The following is a 19,811-nucleotide window of genomic DNA, read 5'->3' as shown; positions in this document are numbered from 1 at the left end:
GACGCACCACGAGCTATACAGCCCGTCCCTACCCCGGGGCCGGGAGTAGGAGGAGTTGGATGTTCCAGAACGCCGACGACGTGAAGAAGTACATCGCAGACAACGACGTCAAGTTCGTCGACGTCCGCTTCTGCGACCTGCCGGGTGTGATGCAGCACTTCACCATCCCGGCAGGGGTCTTCAACCCGGACGAGGAACTGGCCTTCGACGGCTCCTCCATCCGCGGGTTCCAGGCGATCCACGAGTCGGACATGGCCCTGCGCGCCGACCTGTCGACCGCGCGCCTGGACCCGTTCCGTCGTGACAAGACGCTGAACATCAACTTCTTCATCCACGACCCGATCACGGGCGAGGCCTACAGCCGCGACCCGCGCAACATCGCGAAGAAGGCCGAGGCGTACCTCGCCTCCACCGGCATCGCCGACACCGCGTACTTCGGCCCCGAGGCCGAGTTCTACGTGTTCGACAACGTGCGCTTCGCGACCTCGGCGAACGAGTCCTTCTACCACATCGACTCCGAGGCCGGCGCCTGGAACACGGGCTCCGAGGAGAACAACCGCGGCTACAAGGTCCGCTACAAGGGCGGCTACTTCCCCGTCGCCCCGGTCGACCACTTCGCCGACCTGCGCGCGGAGATCTCCCTCGAACTGGACGCCCAGGGCCTCCAGGTCGAGCGCCAGCACCACGAGGTCGGCACCGGTGGCCAGGCGGAGATCAACTACAAGTTCAACACGCTGCTCGCCGCGGCCGACGACCTGATGCTCTTCAAGTACGTCGTGAAGAACGTCGCCTGGCGCAACGGCAAGACCGCGACCTTCATGCCGAAGCCGATCTTCGGTGACAACGGCTCGGGCATGCACGTCCACCAGTCGCTGTGGGCCAACGGCGACCCGCTGTTCTACGACGAGGCCGGTTACGCGGGCCTCTCGGACACCGCGCGCTACTACATCGGCGGCATCCTCAAGCACGCCCCGTCGCTGCTGGCGTTCACCAACCCGACGGTGAACTCCTACCACCGCCTGGTGCCGGGCTTCGAGGCGCCGGTCAACATGGTCTACTCGCAGCGCAACCGCTCCGCGGCCATGCGCATCCCGATCACGGGCTCGAACCCGAAGGCCAAGCGCGTCGAGTTCCGCGCGCCGGACCCGTCCTCGAACCCGTACCTGGCGTTCTCGGCCCTCCTGCTGGCCGGCCTCGACGGCGTCAAGAACAAGATCGAGCCGATGGAGCCGATCGACAAGGACCTCTACGAGCTCGCCCCCGACGAGCACGCGGCCGTCCCCCAGGTCCCCACCTCGCTCGACGCGGTCCTGACCGCGCTGGAGAACGACCACGAGTACCTGCTGGCCGGCGGTGTCTTCACCCCCGACCTGATCGAGACGTGGATCGACTACAAGCGCACCCACGAAATCGCCCCGATCGCCCAGCGCCCCCACCCGCACGAGTTCGAGCTCTACTTCGACCTCTAAGCCGCAGGTTTCTGACCCGCGGTTTCGTTAGAGACTGAGCCAGGCCGTGGCCACGCCGAACAGCGTGGTCACGGCCTGTTTTTCATGCGGTCTCTGAGCGCCGGGGTCCTCGGGTGGCGCGGCCCGCTACGGCCGGGCGGAGACCTGCCAGGGGACCCTACTGGGGGCGGTGGCCGAGGATGCAGAACTCGTTGCCTTCCGGGTCTGCCAGGACGACCCAGGATTGATCGCCCTGGCCGATGTCGACCCGCTCGGCGCCGTGGGCCAGCAGGCGAGCCACCTCGGCGTCCTGGTCATCCGGCCTGAAGTCGAGATGCAGTCGGCTCTTGACCTTCTTGCTCTCATCGATCCGGACGAAGTCCAGTCCCGGCAGGCGGTCCGGCTCCGGGCGGATCTCGAACTCGTCATCAGACTGGTAGACGACGACCCAGCCCAGAGCCTCGGCCCACCACTGCCCCAAGGCCGCGGGATCCACCGAGTGAACGATTACCTGTTCCCATTCCAAGGTCATCCGCTGATCTTAGATCTGCCGGGGCTGCGGAAAACAGGCCCGAGGTCTTGCTTCCCGTGCGGTCTGTCGGTTGCCGGAGCGGCCTGAGGGTGTCTCGATCCACGGCGGGTCGGTCGACGCGTCCACCGGCGGTCTGAAAAAAGTTCGACCAGGCGGGAGTAGGGAGTCGCCCGTCATTCTCTACACAGAGTGATGGATGACTGCGGAGGGTCACGCTTGGCTTTGACATCGGGATGGGGTGGGCGGAGGGTGGAAATGCCCGATGTGTCACAAACAAGCAAGGCTCGGAGGTGTATGGATATGCATCGCAGGATGGTCTCGGGGGTCCTCGCGGGGGCTGCTGGAATAGCGCTCGGACTGATGCCGGTGGGCTCCGCCTTCGCGGGTGGCTCCCACGACGGCCACAGGTGCTCCGACAGCTCGCGCGACTACCGCTGTTGCGACAACCGCTGGAACGACTCGGGTAAGTTCCCGGCGTGGTGCTGGGACGAGCCGGGTCGCGGCGGCAACGGCGGCCACGGCCACTGGAGTCACTGGGACGACGACGGTCGCGGCGGCAACGGCGGCAACGGCCACTGGAAGCACTGGGACCACGACGGTCGCGGCGGCAACGGCCACTGGGGCCATGACGGTCGCGGCGGCAACGGCCATGGCGACCACGACGGTCGGGGCGGCCACGGCGGCTACGGCGGCAACTGCCATGGCGACCACGACGGTTGGGGCGGCCACGACGGTCGGGGCGGCCACGGTGGCCACGGCGGCTACGGCGGCAACGGCCACGGGGACCACGACGGTCGGGGCGGCTACGGCGGCCACTGATCCAGGAGAGACATCCCGCGCGTGAGCTCGCGCACGGCACGAACGGCCAGCTCCGACGGCGATCCGGGGCCCTGGACCGGGGCGTCGGTCGAGGACCACACCTCCAGGGACACCCGGATCGCGTCGGTGGCGGCCGCGGCCAGCAGGCGTACGGACAGCGGGTCGGCGGCCGGCCCGGCGAGGCGGGAGATCAGCGGGACCAGGTGCTCCTCGGAGTCCTGGTTCACGCGGTACCAGACTCCCCGCAGCGCCGGGTCGGCCGCCGCGGCGCGCAACAGCCCGCGGGTCGCCTCCAGGCCCTCCGCGACCGCCCGCGGGTCGGTGAGGGAGCGAAGGACGGCGCGCTCCAGTGCCTCGCCCAGCGGGGTGCCCGGCTCCTCCTCGGCGAGCAGCGCGCGCCAGGTGTCGCCGCCGCCCGCGAGCAGCGGGGCCACGGCCTCCTGCTTGTTGCGGAAGTAGCGGTAGAACGTACGCAGCGCCACCCCCGCCCGGCGGGCGATGTCCTCGGCGGTGGTTCCGTCGGGGCCGTGCTCCGCGAAGAGTTCGTACGCCGCCCGCGCGATGTCGAGCTGGGTGGCGGCCTTGCGGCGCTCGGTCAGGGACTGGGCTCCGGGACCCGTCTGGGGAGAGTACGGCCGAGGGGATCTCACCAATGAAGCGTACCTCTCGGTCGCTTGCCTGACGGCGTACGGAGACACTCTGGCAAAGCGTGTCAGTCAGTCGGTACGCTCCGCGCCATGAACCGTTATCAAGGGCGCCGCGTCCTCATCACGGGCGGTGGCTCCGGCATCGGCCGTGCCACCGTCCACCGCATCCTCTCCGAGGGCGGCCGCGTCCACGCGGCGGACGTCGACGAGGCAGGCCTGAAGACCACCGCCGAGCAGGCCGCCGCCGCGGGGCGCGAGGCGGACCGGCTCACCACCGCCGTCCTCGACATATCCGACGAGGCCGCCGTTCAGGCCGGTGTCACGGCTGCCGTCGAGCGCCTCGGCGGACTCGACGTCCTCGTCAACGCGGCGGGCATCCTGCGCTCCGCGCACACCCACCGCACCACGCTCGACCTGTGGAACCAGGTCATCGGGGTCAACCTGACCGGCACCTTCCTGATGATCCGCGAGTCCCTCCCCGCGCTGCTGGAGGGCGACCGGCCCGTCGTCGTGAACTTCAGCTCCACCTCGGCGTCCTTCGCCCACCCCTACATGTCCGCCTACGCCGCCAGCAAGGGCGGCATCCAGTCCATGACCCACGCGCTGGCCGCCGAGTACAGCAAGCGGGGCCTGCGCTTCGTCAGCGTCGCGCCCGGCTCCATCGAGAGCGGCATGACCACCGGGACCGGCCCCGGCCTGCCCGAAGACACCGACTGGTCGCTCTTCGCCAAACTCGCCCCGGCCCTCGGTCAGGGCTTCGCCGGTCCCGAGACCGTGGCCGGCGTCGTCGCCATGCTGGGCTCGGAGGACGGTGCGTTCATCACCGGTACGGAGATCCGCGTCGACGGCGGTACGCACTACTAGCCCGGCCCGCACCAAGGCCGCCCGGCCCGCACAGAAGTCACCGCACATGACGGGGCGTCAGGAGCTGAAGCGGTCCCACAGCCGGGGGAAGCGCTCCGCGAGCACGGTTTCGTTCTCGAAGTCCAGGGGCGTGCCCTCCGGCTCCGCCGGCTGGAGGGGGACGCCCAGGTCCGGCGCCACCGCACCCGTCAGCTGCTCGTACGCCTCGTCGGCCGCGTACCCCAGCTCCTCGCCGTCCCCGTCGATCTCCTCGTCGAAGTCCTCCAGGAGCTCCGCCAGGTGGTCGGGATCGTGGACGGCCCCCTCGAAGACCTCCCGCCCCTGGCCGATCAGCCAGCACCGGAAGTAGTCGAAGGCATCGTCGCTCGCCCCGTCGAGCAGCACCCAGGCGGCGCCCCACAGATCCCAGGTGTAGGCCCGGTTGTAACGGGACTCGAAGTGGCGGGCGAAGTCCAGGACGGAGTCCGGGTCGAGCTGTACCAGCCGCTCCACGAGCAGCTCGGCGTGTTCCACGGGGTCGCCCTCGGCGGCCTCGCGGGTGCTGTCCACGATCTCCCAGAACTCCGTCTCGTCCATCACGGGTCCAGCATCACGGGTCCACCCGCGTGCCGCCACCGCGCAGGCCGCGAAAGGCCGGTTGTGCCACCTTCTCGGCCCCACACCCGGCGGCCGAAGCACCGTACCGGGCGGCCGAAGCAGCGTACCCGGCGGGTGGGACGTGTACCGCCGGCCCGCGAAACGCCGTGAGGCGGCCCGCCCCCGAAGGGTCGGACCGCCTCACGGTCGAGGACCTGCGGCGCGCACGGCTCAGAGGCCGTAGCGCTCCCGGGCCTCCTTGACGCAGGACGCCGGCACCTCGCCGCGGCGGGCGAGCTGGGCCAGCGCGGCCACCACGATGGACGGGGCGTCGACACCGAAGTGGCGGCGGGCACCCTCGCGGGTGTCGGACAGGCCGAAGCCGTCCGTGCCCAGCGAGGTGTAGTCCTGCTCCACCCACTGGCTGATCTGGTCCGGGACCTGGCGCATCCAGTCCGAGACGGCGAGGACCGGGCTGGTGACACCCTCCAGCGCGCGGGTGACGTACGGGGTGCGCACCTCGCCGCGCAGCAGCGCCTCGTCGCACTCCAGCGCGTCGCGCCGCAGCTCGCCCCAGGAGGTGGCGGACCAGACGTCGGCGGCCACGTTCCAGTCGGCGGCGAGCAGCTTCTGCGCCTCCAGGACCCAGTGGATCGCCGTACCGGAGGCCATCAGCTGGACCTTGGGGGCGTCGGCGGCCGGGGCCGCCTCCCCCAGGTCTGCGGCCTGGTTGAACCGGTAGAGGCCGCGCAGGATGCCCTGCTCCACGCCCTCCGGCATCGCCGGCTGCACCTTCGGCTCGTTGTAGACCGTCAGGTAGTAGAAGACGTCCTCCGGCCGCTCGCCGTACATCCGGCGCAGACCGTCCTTGACGATCACCGCGATCTCGTACGCGAAGGCCGGGTCGTAGTTCAGCGACGCCGGGTTCGTGGACGCGATCAGGTGCGAGTGGCCGTCCGCGTGCTGGAGGCCCTCACCGGTGAGGGTGGTGCGGCCCGCCGTGGCGCCGACGATGAAGCCCTTGCCGAGCTGGTCGGCGAGCTGCCACATCTGGTCGGCGGTGCGCTGCCAGCCGAACATCGAGTAGAAGATGTAGAAGGGGATCATCGGCTCGCCGTGCGTCGCGTACGACGTGCAGGCGGCGATGAAATCGGCCATGGCGCCGGCTTCGGTGATCCCCTCGTTGAGGATCTGGCCGTCCTTGGCTTCCTTGTAGTACATGAGCTGGTCGCGGTCGACCGGCTCGTACGTCTGACCCAGCGGCGAGTAGATGCCGGCCGACGGGAAGAGGGACTCCATGCCGAAGGTGCGGGCCTCGTCGGGGACGATCGGCACCCAGCGCTTGCCGGTCTCCTTGTCCCGCATCAGGTCCTTGACGAGCCGGACGAAGGCCATGGTGGTGGCCATCTCCTGCTTGCCGGAGCCCTTGAGCAGCGGGGCGAAGGAGCGGTCGGCCGGAGCCGGCAGGGCCACGTGCTTGACCTTGCGGGCCGGGGCAGGGCCGCCGAGGGCCGCGCGGCGCTCGTTGAGGTACCGCACCTCGGGGCTGTTCGCGCCCGGGTGGCCGTACGGGACCTGGCCGTCGGCGAAGGCGCTGTCCGGGATCGGCAGTCCGAGCAGGTCGCGCATGCTCTTGAACTCGTCGATCGTCAGCTTCTTCATCTGGTGGTTCGCGTTCTTCGACTCGAACCCGGCACCCAGCGTGTAGCCCTTGACGGTCTGCGCCAGGATGACAGTCGGCGCGCCCTTGTGCTCCAGGGCGGCCTTGTAGGCGGCGTAGACCTTGCGGGGCTCGTGGCCGCCGCGCGAGCTGTGGAAGCACTCGGCGATCTTCGCGTCGGAGAGCACACCGGCCAGCTGGACGAGCTCGGCGTCGGCGCCGAAGAAGTGCTGGCGGATGTAGGCCACGTCGCGGGTCGCGTACGTCTGGAACTGCGCGTCGGGTACCTCGCGCAGGCGGCGTACCAGGGCGCCGGTGGTGTCGAGCTGGAACAGCTCGTCCCAGGCGGAGCCCCACAACGACTTGATGACGTTCCAGCCGGCGCCGCGGAACTGGGCCTCCAGCTCCTGCACCACGCGGAAGTTGGCGCGGACCGGACCGTCGAGGCGCTGCAGGTTGCAGTTGATGACGAAGGTCAGGTTGTCGAGCTGCTCGCGCGAGGCGAGGGCCAGGGCGGCGGTCGACTCCGGCTCGTCCATCTCGCCGTCGCCCAGGAAGGCCCAGACGTGCGAGCCGGCGGTGTCCTTGATGCTGCGGTTCTGCAGGTAGCGGTTGAAGCGCGCCTGGTAGATCGCGGAGAGCGGGCCGAGGCCCATGGAGACCGTCGGGAACTCCCACAGCCACGGCAGGCGCCGCGGGTGCGGGTAGGAGGGCAGGCCGTTGCCGCCGGACTCCTGGCGGAAGTTGTCGAGCTGCTGCTCGCTGATGCGTCCGTCGAGGAAGGCGCGGGCGTAGATGCCGGGGGACGCGTGGCCCTGGATGTAGAGCTGGTCACCCGATCCGTCGGCCTCCTTCCCGCGGAAGAAGTGCTGGAAGCCGGTCTCGTACAGCCACGCGGCGGAGGCGAAGGTGGCGATGTGGCCGCCGACGCCGTACTTGGAGCCGCGGGTCACCATGGCGGCCGCGTTCCAGCGGTTCCACGCGGTGATGCGGGCTTCCATCTCCTCGTCGCCGGGGAACTCCGGCTCGGCGGAGGTGGGGATGGTGTTGACGTAGTCCGTCTCCAGCAGCTTCGGCAGCGCGAGGCCGGCGGCCTCGGCGTGCTGGAGCGTACGGCGGAGCAGGTATTCGGCGCGGCGCGTACCGGCGGCCTTGGCGACGGCGTCGAGGGAGGCCGCCCATTCGGCGGTCTCCTCGGTGTCGCGGTCCGGGAGCTGGTCGAGCTCGCTCGGAAGCTTTCCTACGGGGTCGGACATCGGTGTGCGCCGCCTTCCGGACAAAGGAGAGGTGGTGAAAAATCCCTGACGGGCAGGACAGGGTGGGTGGACCCGGTTGGGGTCCGCAATGACTGTAAGTCGCTGATCGATGATCGATCAAATAAAAGTGGCCAAGAAATGTCATTCCGATCAAAAGTCGGCACCGCGTGCCAGATAATCAGGCACGCGGTGCCGGGCAAAACGGGGCAATGCGGCGCCCTCGGCGGGTCTGTCCGAGGTCAGGCGCGGGGCGCGCACCCCAGGACATGCCGCTTTACGAGCAGTCCGATGTCCGGATCCTGACTGCGGAACGCCTGGACGAGCGCTTCGTGCTCCTCGGCGTAGGACTTCTGGACCGTGCCCAGCCAGCGGATGGACAGGGCCGTGAACACCTCGATGCCCAGGCTCTCCCAGGTGTGCAGCAGCACGCTGTTCCCGGCCGCCCGCACCATCTCCCGGTGGAAGCCCACCGTGTGCCGCACCTGCGCCGTGCCGTCCTCGCTGCGGTCCGCTTCCCAGAGCGCGGCGACGTGCGGCTCCAGGGCCGAGCAGTCGGCCGCCAGCCGGGGCGCCGCCAGCTCCGCCGCGATCTGCTCCAGGCCCGCCCGGACCGGATAGATCTCCTCCAGGTCCGCCGCGGAGAGGTTCCGTACGCGCACGCCCTTGTTGGGCGCCGATTCGATGAGCCGCAGGGTCTCCAGCTCGCGCAGGGCCTCCCGTACGGGGGTCTGGCTGACCTCCAGCTCCACGGCGATCCGGCGTTCGACGATCCGCTCGCCGGGCTTCCAGCGCCCGCTGACGATCCCCTCCACGATGTGCTCGCGGATCTGCTCGCGCAGCGAGTGCACGACGGGTGGGGTGATCATCGGCGCTTCATCTCCTGGGGGGCGCGCAGTGCTCTGATGCGTAGACAATACGGCCGCACCGGCCCGTGCGTTGGGTTCCCGGTGGGTGACCCCGGGTGAGGCTGGTTACAGCCCCGGCCGCCGGACCTGCGACGGCGCCCCCGCCCGGAGTGTTCCGGGCGGGGGCGCCGTGGGTGAGGCCGCGTGTGGGGCGGTCTCAGAGACCGAGCTCGACCTCGAACTCTCCGGCCTCAAGGATCGACTTGACGGCCGAGAGGTACCGGGCCGCGTCCGCGCCGTCCACCAGGCGGTGGTCGTAGGACAGGGTCAGGTACGTCATGTCGCGGACGGCGATCACGGTGCCCTCGGGGGTCTCCAGGACCACCGGGCGCTTGACCGTGGCACCGATGCCCAGGATGGCGACCTGGTTCGGCGGCACGATGACCGTGTCGAACAGGGCACCGCGCGAACCGGTGTTGCTGATGGTGAAGGTCGCGCCCGACAGCTCGTCCGGCGTGATCTTGTTGCCGCGGACCTTGGCGGCCAGGTCGGCGGTCGCCTTGGAGATGCCCGCCAGGTTGAGGTCACCGGCACCCTTGATGACCGGGGTCATCAGGCCCTTCTCGGAGTCCACGGCGATGCCGATGTTCTCCGAGTCGAAGTAGGTGATCGTGCCCTCGTCCTCGTTGATCCGGGCGTTGACGACCGCGTGGGCCTTCAGCGCCTGGGCAGCGGCCTTGACGAAGAAAGGCATCGGCGAGAGCTTGACGCCCTCACGGGCGAGGAAGGAGGCCTTGGCCTTCTCGCGCAGCTTCATGATCTTGGTGATGTCCACCTCGACCACGGAGCTGAGCTGTGCCTGCGAGTGCAGGGCCTTCATCATGTTGTCGCCGATGACCTTGCGCATGCGGGTCATCTTCACGGTCTGACCGCGCAGCTCGGACACCGCGGCGGCCGGAGCCTTCGCGGCCGGAGCGGCGGCGCCCCCGGCAGTCGCGGCCGCCGGGGCGGCGGCAGCGGCCTTGGCGGCCTCGGCGGCGGCCAGGACGTCCTGCTTGCGGATACGGCCACCGACACCGGTGCCCGAGACCGCGGACAGGTCCACGCCGGACTCCGTGGCGAGCTTGCGCACCAGCGGGGTGACGTACGCGCCCTCGTCACCGGAGACCGCCGGAGCGGCAGCCGGAGCCGGGGTCACCGGAGCCGGAGCGGCGGCCGGGGCGGCGGCCTGGACCGGAGCCGGGGCGGCCACGGGGGCGGCGGCCTGGACGGGAGCCGGGGCGGCCGGAGCCGGTGCCGGAGCGGCCGGAGCCGGTGCCGGAGCAGCCGGTGCCGGTGCCGGAGCAGCCGGTGCCGGGGCGGCGGGGGCCGGGGCGGCCGCGGGGGCGGCACCGGCCGCGCCGATGACGGCCAGGCGGGAGCCGACCTCGGCCGTCTCGTCCTCGCCGACCAGGATCTCCAGCAGCGTGCCGGAGACCGGCGCGGGGATCTCGGTGTCCACCTTGTCGGTGGAGACCTCCAGCAGCGGCTCGTCGGCCTCGACCGACTCGCCGACCTGCTTCAGCCATCGGGTGACGGTGCCCTCGGTGACGGACTCGCCCAGGGCGGGGAGTACGACATCGGTGCCCTCGGCGGAACCGCCGCCGGCCGCGGCCTCGGCCGTCGGCGCGGGCGCCGGAGCCTCGGTCTCGGTGGACGGGGCGGCCTGCGGGGCCTCGGCCGCGGGGGCCTCGGCGGGGGCCTGGGGGGCCTCGGCGGCCGGAGCCGCCGCGCCCGAGCCCTCCCCTGGCTCCGCCGGGGATGCCCCGGTGTCGATGACGGCCAGCTCGGCGCCGACCTCGACGGTCTCGTCCTCGGCGACCTTGATGGAGGCCAGGACGCCGGAGACGGGGGAGGGGATCTCGGTGTCGACCTTGTCGGTCGACACCTCCAGCAGCGGCTCGTCAGCCTCGACGCGCTCGCCCTCGGCCTTCAGCCAACGGGTGACAGTGCCCTCGGACACGCTCTCTCCGAGCGCCGGGAGGGTTACGGAAACCGGCATGGTTTCGGTTGCTCCTAACGGTGGGGTCTCCCCAGCCGGCGCGAAGCGCCGAGCGAGGGAGGTGCGGAAGTGGTCGTCGCGCCCGTGACGATCAGTCGTGGGAGTGAAGCGGCTTGCCGGCCAGGGCCAGGTGGGCCTCGCCGAGCGCTTCGTTCTGGGTCGGGTGCGCGTGGATGAGCTGCGCGACCTCGGCCGGCAGAGCCTCCCAGTTGTAGATCAGCTGGGCTTCGCCGACCTGCTCGCCCATCCGGTCTCCGACCATGTGGACGCCGACCACGGCACCGTCCTTGACCTGGACGAGCTTGATCTCGCCCGCGGTCTTGAGGATCTTGCTCTTGCCGTTGCCCGCGAGGTTGTACTTGAGGGCCACGACCTTGTCCGCGCCGTAGATCTCCTTGGCCTTGGCCTCGGTGATGCCGACGGACGCGACCTCGGGGTGGCAGTACGTGACGCGCGGGACACCGTCGTAGTCGATCGGGACGGCCTTGAGGCCGGCCAGACGTTCCGCGACCAGGATGCCCTCGGCGAAGCCGACGTGCGCCAGTTGGAGGGTCGGGACGAGGTCGCCGACCGCCGAGATGGTCGGCACGTTGGTCTGCATGTACTCATCGACCAGGACGTAGCCGCGGTCCATCGCGACGCCCTGCTCCTCGTAACCCAGACCCTGCGAGACCGGGCCGCGGCCGACGGCGACCAGCAGCACCTCGGCCTCGAAGGTCTTGCCGTCGGCCAGCGTCACGCGGACGCCGTTCTCGGTGTACTCGGCCTTGTCGAAGAAGGTGCCGAGGTTGAACTTGATGCCGCGCTTGCGGAACGCGCGCTCCAGCAGCTTCGAGCTGTTCTCGTCCTCGACCGGGACGAGGTGCTTGAGGCCCTCGATCACGGTGATGTCGGAGCCGAAGGACTTCCACGCCGAGGCGAACTCGACGCCGATGACGCCGCCGCCGAGCACGATCGCGGACTCGGGGACGCGGTCCAGGACCAGCGCGTGGTCCGAGGAGATGATGCGGTTGCCGTCGATGTTCAGGCCCGGCAGAGACTTCGGCACGGAGCCGGTCGCCAGCAGGACGTGGCGGCCCTCGACGCGCCGGCCGTTCACGTCGACGGAAGTCGGGGAGGAGAGGCGGCCCTCACCCTCGATGTAGGTCACCTTGCGGGAGGCGACCAGGCCCTGCAGACCCTTGTACAGGCCCGAGATGACCTCGTCCTTGTACTTGTGGACACCCGCGATGTCGATGCCCTCGAAGGAGGCCTTGACACCGAACTGGGCGGCTTCACGGGCCTGGTCCGCGATCTCGCCCGCGTGCAGCAGAGCCTTCGTGGGGATGCAGCCGTTGTGCAGGCAGGTGCCACCGAGCTTGTTCTTCTCGATCAGGGCAACGTCCAGACCCAGCTGGGATGCGCGCAGCGCCGCGGCGTAACCGCCACTGCCACCGCCGAGGATCACTAGGTCGAAAACGGTGCTGGCGTCGTTCGCCACGTCACGTCCTCCATGCATGTGCGCCGGGCACCGGTCCTCTGTGACCGGGCGGCGGCTGGTAATCGGCCGCTTGTTTCTTCGGCCCTGTGGTGGGGGCCCTGTCCTGCCGAGAACCCATCTTCGCATTTGTCGGGGGAACGCGGGACGCCGGGCCCGCACTGTGGCAGGTCGATCTGCCGGAGGAGTGGTTACCGAAGCGTAGAAACGTACGGATTTCGTTGTGGGCGCACTCGCCCCGGGCCCTCGGCGGGGTCCCGGGGCGAGTCACGTCTCACACGCGTGCGCCCCCGCGGGCCGTGAGCCGGCGCGGGGGTGGCACGGGGCGGCGCAGGCTCAGCCCAGGTCGCCGGTGGCCGTGCGCTCGGCCAGCCGCACCAGGGTGCGCACGGCGGAGCCGGTGCCGCCCTTGGGGGTGTAGCCGTACGGGGCACCCTCGTGGAAGGCCGGGCCGGCGATGTCGAGGTGGGCCCAGGTGATGCCCTCGCCGACGAACTCCCGCAGGAAGAGGCCGGCGACCAGGCCGCCGCCCATGCGCTCGCCCATGTTGGCGATGTCGGCGGTGGGGGAGTCCATGCCCTTGCGCAGGTCCTCGGGGAGCGGCATCGGCCAGGAGGCCTCGCCGACCTCCTCGGCGATCTCGTGGACCGACGTACGGAAGGCGTCGTCGTTGGCCATGATGCCGAAGGTGCGGTTGCCCAGGGCCAGCACCATCGCACCGGTCAGGGTGGCCACGTCGACGATCGCGTCCGGGTTGTCCTCGGAGGCCTTGGTGAGCGCGTCCGCGAGGACCAGGCGGCCCTCGGCGTCCGTGTTGAGCACCTCGACGGTCTTGCCGCTGTACATGCGCAGCACGTCACCGGGGCGGGTGGCGGAGCCGGAGGGCATGTTCTCGGCCAGCGCGAGCCAGCCGGTGACGTTGACCTTGAGGCCCAGCTTGGCGGCCGCGACGACGGCGGCGAACACGGCGGCGGCGCCGCTCATGTCGCACTTCATCGTCTCGTTGTGGCCGGCCGGCTTCAGGGAGATGCCGCCCGAGTCGTAGGTGATGCCCTTGCCGACGAAGGCCAGGGTCTTCTCCGCCTTGGCGTGGGTGTAGGAGAGCTTCACCAGGCGCGGCGGGTTCTCGGACCCCTTGCCGACGCCCATGAGGCCGCCGTAGCCGCCCTTGGCGAGTGCCTTCTCGTCCAGGACCTGCACCTTGATGCCGTTCTCCTTCGCGGTCGCGGACGCGACGGCGGCGAAGGCCTCGGGGGTGAGGTCGTTCGGCGGGGTGTTGACCAGGTCGCGGGCGATGTTGACCTCGGTCGCGACGACCACGGCGCGTTCGGCCGCGGCCTTGTGCTCCTTGTCGCGCGGCTTGGCACCCAGCAGGGCGATCTCGGCGAGCGGCTGCTTGGGGCCGCCGTTCTTGCCGTCCTTCTTCTCGCCGCCCTGGTAGGCGGTGAAGGCGTACGCGCCCAGCAGCGCGCCCTCGGCCACGGCCGTGAGGGCGGAGGCGTCGTCCAGGGGCAGGGCGAAGGCGGCCTTCTTGGTGCCGTGCAGCGCGCGGGCGGCCACGCCGGCGGCGCGACGCAGGGCCTCCTCGTCGTACGACTCGTCCTCCTCCGGGACGGATCCCAGTCCGACCGCCAGCACGACCGGGACCTTGAGGCCCGCGGGGGCCGGCAGCTTGGTGGCCTCGCCTTCGGCGCCCGAGGCACCGAGCGCGTCGAGCACGGCGGCGAGCTTTCCGTCGTACGCCTTGTCCACGGCCTCGGCGCCCGCGGCGACGACCGGGCCCTTGGGGCCCTTCGCCACGCCGACCACGAGGGCGTCGGCGCGCAGCGTCGCCGCGCCGGCAGTGCTGAGAGTCAGAGCAGTCACGGTGGTGAGGTCTCGCTTCCGTTTATGTGTGTGGGCCGAGTGGGTGGACGGCCATCCGGACGCGATCGTATTCGGGGTCGGCCGTCGCCCGGAAATGAGCGTACGCGCACGGACTCGTCCGTACGCCACTCGAAGATTTGGCACATTGTTCGATCAGTAGGTCATCCGATTCACCCATCTGTGGTCTCTGCTCCGGGTTTGCCGCTCGGACCTGACGGGGGTCCGGGAGACTCGGCTCACTCTCGCAAGGGAACGCGGGGTTCCTTTGCATGAATTCCACAGAGCCTCCCCGGCCCGGCCGTCCGCCCAGGGCCGTTCCGAGGGGCGCCTGCGGGGGGAAAGGCCGACATGGTCCATAAGAACCGGGTCAACAGGCTCGCCGCGGCATGCGCTGCGGCGGCCCTGGTGTCCGTGGCACTACCCGGGGCCAGCGCCCGGGCGGCGGTGGCACCGCGCATCGACCTGAAGGTGCTCGTCGTCGACGACGGCGGCAGCTCGGTCGCGGCCATCACCGCGGAACTCCGGGACACCGGAGTGCCCTACACCCGCGTCGAGCTGGGCAGCGGCAGCCGCCCCGTCATCAACGCCGGATTCCTCAGCGAACCCGCCGACGGCGCGAGCGGCCGTCCGCGCGCCAAGTACCAGGGCGTCGTCCTGCCCAACGAGAACCCCTTCGGCGCCGGCTCGGCCGAGATGGCCGCGCTCACCGCCTACGAGGCGGCGTACGGGATCCGTCAGGTCGACGCGTACACCTGGGCCCATCCGGGCGTGGGGCTGGAGTACACCGACAACGGCGGGTACAGCGGCCAGCTCGACGGGACGGCGGCGGCCGTCACCCCGGCCGGCCGGACGGGTCCCTTCCGCTACCTCGGCGGCCAGCTCGCCTTCGAGGACAACTCCGCCCTCATCCCCGAGAGCTACGGCTTCATGGGCCGGCCGCGCGCCGGCTACACCAGCTACCTCGACGCCCCCGTCGGCCCCACCGGCTCGGAACGTGCCTCGCTCCTCGGCGAGTACACCCACGACGGGCGCAGCGAACTGGTCGTCACCTTCGGCTACAACCAGCACCAGCGGCAGTTCCGGCTGCTGGCCCGCGGCATCGTGGAGTGGCTCACCCAGGGCGTCCACCTCGGCCGCAGCCGCAACTACTTCGCGGTCCACGTCGACGACGTCTTCGCCCCCGACGCCCGCTGGAACAAGGAGCTCGACTGCACCCCCGGCGACTACGCCTGCGCGGGCGGGGAGGGCAAGGAGAGCACCATCCGGATGACCGCCGCCGACGCGCGCCACCTGGCGCAGTGGCAGCAGGCCAAGGGCTTCAAGCTCGACATGGTCTTCAACGCGGGCGCCGGCGAGGAATGGAAGGCGGAGAACGGCAACACCGACGCCCTCACCGCGCAGCTCCTCGCGGACCGCGCCGCGTACCGCTGGATCAACCACACCTACACCCACCCCTTCCTGGGCTGCGTCCAGGACACCACCACCGTCCCCTGGAGCTGCGCCAAGAACGCCCAGGGCGCCGTCAGCTGGATGAGCCGCGCCAAGATCTCCGCGCAGATCCGCGACAACAACGAGTGGGCCGCCGCCAAGGGCATCGTCCTCGACCGGGCCGAGCTCGTCACCGGCGAGCACTCGGGCCTCAAGACCCTGCCGCAGCAGGACCGCGACAATCCCAATCTGGCGGGCGCGCTCGCCGACAACGGCGTCAGGTGGATCGCCAGCGACAACTCGCGCGAACCGGCCCAGCGGGCGGTCGGCAGTGCCCTGACCGTCCCGCGCCACCCGATGAACGTGTACTACAACACGGGCACCAACGCCGAGATGGCCGACGAGTACAACTGGATCTACACCAGCCGCGCGGACGGCGGCAGCGGCGTCTGCGAGGACGATCCGGCGACCTCCACCTGCCTGCCGGACCCGCTCGACGTCAACACCGGTTACCTGGACCACATCGTCCCGCAGGAGGCCCGGACCGCGCTGCGCCACGTGCTGGCCAACGACCCCCGCCCGCACTACGTCCACCAGTCCAACCTCGCCGAGGACCGCACCCTCTACCCGGTGCTCGACCGGGTCCTCGACACCTACCGCACGCTGTACGCCCCCAGCGCGCCGATCGTGAACCAGACGCAGAAGGAAGCCGGCATCGAGCTCGGCCGCCGCGCCGCCTGGGACAGGGCCCTCGCCGCGGGCAGCGTCACCGCCTACCGCATCGGGGCGGACGTCACGGTCAAGGCGCCGTCCGGCGTCGTCGCCCCCGTCACCGCGCCCCAGGGCACCAGGAAGCAACTGCTGCTCGGCACCGCCGCCTTCGGCAGCCCGTACGCGGGGACCCGATCGGCCTGGACCGGGCCCGAGGCGCTCCAGTCGGCCGTCACGCTCAAGCTGCCCGGCTGACGGCCCGGCCGGACCGGGATCCGGCCGGACCGCGATCCGTGCCGGCCCACGATCCGGCCGTACGACCCGCCGTACCACCCGTACCACCAGCGCCGGCGCTCCGCGAACCACGGGCGCCGGCCCCTTTTCCGTCCTGGGGGGACACACCGCATGAGCCATGGGCGCCATGTCACCATGCTCACCGAAGGCACTTACCCGCACGTCCACGGGGGCGTCAGCACCTGGTGCGACCAGCTGGTGCGCGGCATGCCGGAGGTCGACTTCAACGTCATAGCCCTGACCGGCTCCGGACGCGAGCCGGTCACCTGGGAACTCCCGCGCAACGTCTACCGCCACACCGCCGTCCCGCTCTGGGGCCCTCCCACGGGCCGTGGCCGCCGCGCCGCCCCGCGCGGCAAGGCCCACCGCCGCTTCGCCGAGATCTACGAGACCTTCCTGCTCTCCCTGCTCGATCCCGCCCGTGGAGGCTTCTCCGAAGCCCTGGGCGAACTGGCCGTCCTGGCCCGCGCCGGCCGGCTCGGGCCGGCCCTGCGCTCCGAATCCGTACTGCGCCTGCTGATGGCCGTATGGACCCGCCCCGGCCTCGCCACCGCGCGGGCCCGCCCCACCGTCCACGACGCGCTCACCGCCACCGACCTGCTGGAACACGCCCTGCGTCCGCTCGGTGTGCGCATCCCGCACGACAGCGTCGCCCACGCCGTCAGCAGCGGCCTCGCCACCCTCCCCGCCCTGGCCGCCAAACAGCTCGACCAGGTGCCCTTCCTCCTCACCGAGCACGGCATCTACCTGCGCGAGCGCTACCTCGGCTACCGCACCGCCGCCGAGCGCTGGCCCGTCAAAGCCCTCGTGCTCGGCTTCTACCGCGAGCTCAACACCGAGGGCTACCGCCAGGCCGACCTGATCACCCCCTGCAACCAGTACAACCGCCGCTGGGAGGAGCGCGGAGGCGCCAGCCCCGACCGCATCCGCACCGTCTACAACGGCGTCGACCCCCACGCCTTCCCCGACGCCGGCCCCGAACCCGAGGTCCCCACGCTCAGCTGGTGCGGCCGCATCGACCCGATCAAGGACCTCGAAACCCTCATCCGCGCCTACGCGTTCATGCGCGAGGAACTGCCCGCCCTGCGGCTGCGCCTCTTCGGCCCCGTCCCCGACGGCTGCGCGGGGTACCGGCTCCGCCTGGAGGAGCTCGCCGCCGAGCTGGGGGTCAGCGACGGCATCAGCTACGAGGGCCGCATCGAGCAGGTCGCCCAGGCCTACGCGGCCGGCACGGTCGTGATGCTCTCCAGCATCAGCGAGGGCTTCCCCTTCAGCATCATCGAGGCCATGTCCTGCGGGCGCACCACCGTCTCCACCGACGTCGGCGGGGTCCGCGAAGCCGTCGGCGACACGGGCCTCGTCGTCCCGCCGCGCGAGCCGGAGACGATGGCCCGCGCCGCCCTCGCGCTGCTGCGCGACGACGTACGACGCCTCGAACTGGGCCGGATGTCACGCGAGCGGGTGGTGCGGAAGTTCACCCTCCACCGGTCGGTGGACGGCTTCCGGCACATCTACCGCGAGCTCGCCGGGCAGCCGGTCCTGCCCGTGCACGCCGACGACACCTGGACCCAGCGGCTCGCCGACCCCTGGTACCGCGAGCTCGCCGCGATGGGACGGCCCCGCGCCGAGTCCGCCGAAGGGAGCCTGCGGTGAGCGGATCCCTCTGGCTGAAGCCGCCCGGCCCGCCGGCGCCGCCGGTACCGGCCCGGCACGCGGCTGCCCTCCTCGGCGGCCCGCCGCACCCGGCCGGCGCAACCGGCACCAGCGGCGACTTCGACACCCTCCCGGCTCTCCCGCGACCGCGCCGGGAAGGCCCGGCCGCCGACCCGATGGACGAACTGGCCGCGCGCCTCGACGTGTTCATCGCCGGCGCCGTCCACCCGGACGAGATCGCCGCCGTCCTGGAATCCGACGGCATGACGGACGAGCACATCCGCCTCGCCTACGGCCGCCACGACTCCTTCGGCCTCGCCGAGGAGCTCTACGCCCGGGTGCCCCGCGCCTTCCCCGAGCCGGACCACGCCCCCGACCCGTGGAAGGTCTCCCTCCGCGCCTGCCTGCTGCGCGGGGTGATCTTCGCCCTGCCCGGTCTGGCCTACCTCCTCGGCGCACCCCTCCTCGACGGCCCGCCGGACCGCCTGGGCCTGCCCGCCGGGACACTGACCCTGCTCGCCGGGGCGCTCATCGGCTGGGCCTGGGACCAGGCCCTGTCCCACCGGGCCTACTCCTGGCTCGGCCTCGGCGACCGGGCCGCCGCCGGGCGGACCCTGCTCGTCGGCGCCCCCGCCGGTTCCCTGCTGGGCACCGCCGCCGCGCTGGCGGTGCCCGGCGGGGCGCCGTTCTCCTGCGCCTTCGCCGCCGGACAGGCCCTCTACGTCGGGGCCGCCACCGTCCTGCTCGTCCTCGGCCGCGAGCGCGTCCTGCTCGCCGCGCTCGGCCCGATGGCCGCCGGAGCCCTGCTCGTGCTCTTCGTGGACCTGCCCGTGCCGGTGCGGGTGGCCCTCCTCGCCGTCTCCCTCCTCGCCGCCTGCGCCCTGGCCGTACGGGAACTGCCGCGGGCCCTGGGGCTGCGGGCCGCCGCCCGCCGCGTCCGCAGCCGCGTCCGCGGCCGCGCCGTACGCGGACCCGGCGCGGGCCCGGTGCGGTGGCGGATGCTGCGGGGCGGCGACCAGGAGTACGCCCCGCGCGGGCCCCGGCTCGCGGACTCGGTGCCGTACGGGGTGTTCGGCCTCGGCACCGGCCTGCTCGTGCTGTACGCCGCCCTCGGGGAGGTGCTCGCCGACGGCCCCGCCGAAGCCGTCGCCGCTCCGGCGGCGGTGGCCCTCACCCTCAGCATGGGGCCCGCCGAATGGCTGCTCCACCGCTTCCGCAGCGGCAGCCTGGCCGGGCTCCGCGCGGCCCGCTCACCCGGGGCGTTCCGGCGGCGGATGCTCGCCACGCTGGGCCGGTGCCTGGCCCTGTACCTGGCGGTGCTGCTGGCCCTGGGCGCGGCCGGAACCCTGCTCTGGCCGGACGCCGCGGACCTCACCGGGGTCCGCGTCGCGACCCTGCTCCTGCTGGGCGCGGTCATGTGGACCGGCCTGCTCCTCCAGTCCTTCGGGGCGGTACGGCCGGCCGCCGTGGTCTGCGCCTCGGCCGCCGCGGCCCAGAGCCTCGCCCTGCTGACGGGCCTGGGGCCGCCCCGGGTGGTACAGCTCGCCGTGGCGGGTGCGGCCGCCACCGTGCTGGCCCTGCTGGTCTGCCTGCTCCTCGGCCGGGTGACCGCGCACCGCTGACCTCCCGCCACCGGCCGCCGCCCGCCACGGACATGCCCGCCGCCCCCCGCCGCCGATCACCCGAGACCGTAC

The 19,811-nt window shown here is 71.5% G+C and carries 14 protein-coding genes; 6 read left to right on the top strand and 8 right to left on the bottom strand.

Translation table 11 applies throughout. From position 1 onward, the window contains the following. Window positions 1-59: 59 nt before the first annotated feature. Window positions 60-1,469 (top strand): type I glutamate--ammonia ligase, encoded by a 1,410-nt coding sequence (glnA, locus tag ACWDX7_RS06710; RefSeq protein ID WP_451492962.1) that lies wholly within the window; start codon window positions 60-62, stop codon window positions 1,467-1,469. A 157-nt stretch (window positions 1,470-1,626) separates the two neighbouring features. Here the strand turns inward: glnA and ACWDX7_RS06705 are convergent, their stop codons facing one another. Continuing rightward, entirely contained in the window at window positions 1,627-1,980 is a 354-nt protein-coding gene (locus ACWDX7_RS06705; RefSeq protein ID WP_451492963.1) for a VOC family protein, read from the bottom strand. Between the two features lie 300 nt (window positions 1,981-2,280). On the opposite strand from ACWDX7_RS06705, the gene ACWDX7_RS06700 reads away from it, so the two are divergent. Then, entirely contained in the window at window positions 2,281-2,799 is a 519-nt protein-coding gene (locus tag ACWDX7_RS06700; RefSeq protein ID WP_451492964.1) for a hypothetical protein, read from the top strand. Here the strand turns inward: ACWDX7_RS06700 and ACWDX7_RS06695 are convergent. Beyond that, window positions 2,784-3,449, bottom strand: coding sequence for a TetR/AcrR family transcriptional regulator (locus ACWDX7_RS06695; protein ID WP_451492965.1), 666 nt, complete (start codon window positions 3,447-3,449; stop codon window positions 2,784-2,786). The two genes, ACWDX7_RS06700 and ACWDX7_RS06695, sit on opposite strands and share 16 nt — an antisense overlap. Before the next feature lie 87 nt (window positions 3,450-3,536). Here ACWDX7_RS06695 and ACWDX7_RS06690 point away from each other — a divergent pair, with 87 nt between their 5' ends. Then, window positions 3,537-4,310 carry an SDR family NAD(P)-dependent oxidoreductase gene (locus tag ACWDX7_RS06690; RefSeq protein ID WP_451492966.1) on the top strand — a complete coding sequence of 258 codons (774 nt, stop codon included), beginning with the start codon at window positions 3,537-3,539 and terminating at the stop codon, window positions 4,308-4,310. 57 nt (window positions 4,311-4,367) lie between these two features. Here ACWDX7_RS06690 and ACWDX7_RS06685 read toward each other — a convergent pair whose 3' ends face one another. The 6 genes from ACWDX7_RS06685 to ACWDX7_RS06660 all read right to left on the bottom strand — a co-directional run bounded on the left by ACWDX7_RS06685 (window position 4,368) and on the right by ACWDX7_RS06660 (window position 14,031). After that, on the bottom strand, window positions 4,368-4,886 hold the full coding sequence (locus ACWDX7_RS06685; protein ID WP_451492989.1) for a DUF4240 domain-containing protein: 519 nt from the start codon (window positions 4,884-4,886) through the stop codon (window positions 4,368-4,370). Window positions 4,887-5,117: 231 nt separating this feature from the next. Next, window positions 5,118-7,802, bottom strand: a complete 2,685-nt coding sequence (gene aceE, locus ACWDX7_RS06680; protein WP_451492967.1) for a pyruvate dehydrogenase (acetyl-transferring), homodimeric type — start codon at window positions 7,800-7,802, stop codon at window positions 5,118-5,120. 239 nt (window positions 7,803-8,041) lie between these two features. Continuing rightward, on the bottom strand, window positions 8,042-8,665 hold the full coding sequence (locus ACWDX7_RS06675; protein WP_451492990.1) for a GntR family transcriptional regulator: 624 nt from the start codon (window positions 8,663-8,665) through the stop codon (window positions 8,042-8,044). 199 nt (window positions 8,666-8,864) lie between these two features. Continuing rightward, the gene (gene sucB, locus ACWDX7_RS06670) at window positions 8,865-10,688 is read right to left on the bottom strand and encodes a 2-oxoglutarate dehydrogenase, E2 component, dihydrolipoamide succinyltransferase (protein WP_451492968.1); all 1,824 of its coding nucleotides are present in this window, start codon (window positions 10,686-10,688) and stop codon (window positions 8,865-8,867) included. Window positions 10,689-10,779: 91 nt separating this feature from the next. Beyond that, a complete protein-coding gene (gene lpdA / locus ACWDX7_RS06665; RefSeq protein ID WP_451492969.1) occupies window positions 10,780-12,168 on the bottom strand; it encodes a dihydrolipoyl dehydrogenase in 1,389 nt (462 codons plus the stop codon). A 333-nt stretch (window positions 12,169-12,501) separates the two neighbouring features. Beyond that, window positions 12,502-14,031, bottom strand: a complete 1,530-nt coding sequence (locus ACWDX7_RS06660) for a leucyl aminopeptidase (RefSeq protein ID WP_451492970.1) — start codon at window positions 14,029-14,031, stop codon at window positions 12,502-12,504. A gap of 348 nt (window positions 14,032-14,379) precedes the next feature. On the opposite strand from ACWDX7_RS06660, the gene ACWDX7_RS06655 reads away from it, so the two are divergent. The 3 genes from ACWDX7_RS06655 to ACWDX7_RS06645 all read left to right on the top strand — a co-directional run bounded on the left by ACWDX7_RS06655 (window position 14,380) and on the right by ACWDX7_RS06645 (window position 19,739). After that, window positions 14,380-16,425 (top strand): hypothetical protein, encoded by a 2,046-nt coding sequence (locus tag ACWDX7_RS06655; protein ID WP_451492971.1) that lies wholly within the window; start codon window positions 14,380-14,382, stop codon window positions 16,423-16,425. Between the two features lie 150 nt (window positions 16,426-16,575). Beyond that, a complete protein-coding gene (pelF, locus tag ACWDX7_RS06650) occupies window positions 16,576-18,117 on the top strand; it encodes a GT4 family glycosyltransferase PelF (RefSeq protein ID WP_451492972.1) in 1,542 nt (513 codons plus the stop codon). Next, a complete protein-coding gene (locus ACWDX7_RS06645; RefSeq protein WP_451492973.1) occupies window positions 18,114-19,739 on the top strand; it encodes a hypothetical protein in 1,626 nt (541 codons plus the stop codon). The genes pelF and ACWDX7_RS06645 overlap by 4 nt, the downstream gene beginning before the upstream one ends. Window positions 19,740-19,811: the final 72 nt, after the last annotated feature.

It is taken from the genome of Streptomyces sp. NPDC003034, from assembly GCF_053591375.1.
Note: the sequence above shows the minus strand (reverse complement) of the source record. Positions and strands in the feature narration are given on the sequence as shown.

Excerpts from the sequence above, each read along its gene's own strand:
- pelF (WP_451492972.1), top strand. The coding sequence starts at position 16,576 with ATGAGCCATGGGCGCCATGTCACCATGCTCACCGAAGGCACTTACCCG.
- sucB (WP_451492968.1), bottom strand. The coding sequence starts at position 10,688 with ATGCCGGTTTCCGTAACCCTCCCGGCGCTCGGAGAGAGCGTGTCCGAG.
- ACWDX7_RS06700 (WP_451492964.1), top strand. The coding sequence starts at position 2,281 with ATGCATCGCAGGATGGTCTCGGGGGTCCTCGCGGGGGCTGCTGGAATA.
- ACWDX7_RS06685 (WP_451492989.1), bottom strand. The coding sequence starts at position 4,886 with ATGGACGAGACGGAGTTCTGGGAGATCGTGGACAGCACCCGCGAGGCC.
- aceE (WP_451492967.1), bottom strand. The coding sequence starts at position 7,802 with ATGTCCGACCCCGTAGGAAAGCTTCCGAGCGAGCTCGACCAGCTCCCG.
- ACWDX7_RS06705 (WP_451492963.1), bottom strand. The coding sequence starts at position 1,980 with ATGACCTTGGAATGGGAACAGGTAATCGTTCACTCGGTGGATCCCGCG.
- glnA (WP_451492962.1), top strand. The coding sequence starts at position 60 with ATGTTCCAGAACGCCGACGACGTGAAGAAGTACATCGCAGACAACGAC.
- ACWDX7_RS06690 (WP_451492966.1), top strand. The coding sequence starts at position 3,537 with ATGAACCGTTATCAAGGGCGCCGCGTCCTCATCACGGGCGGTGGCTCC.
- ACWDX7_RS06655 (WP_451492971.1), top strand. The coding sequence starts at position 14,380 with ATGGTCCATAAGAACCGGGTCAACAGGCTCGCCGCGGCATGCGCTGCG.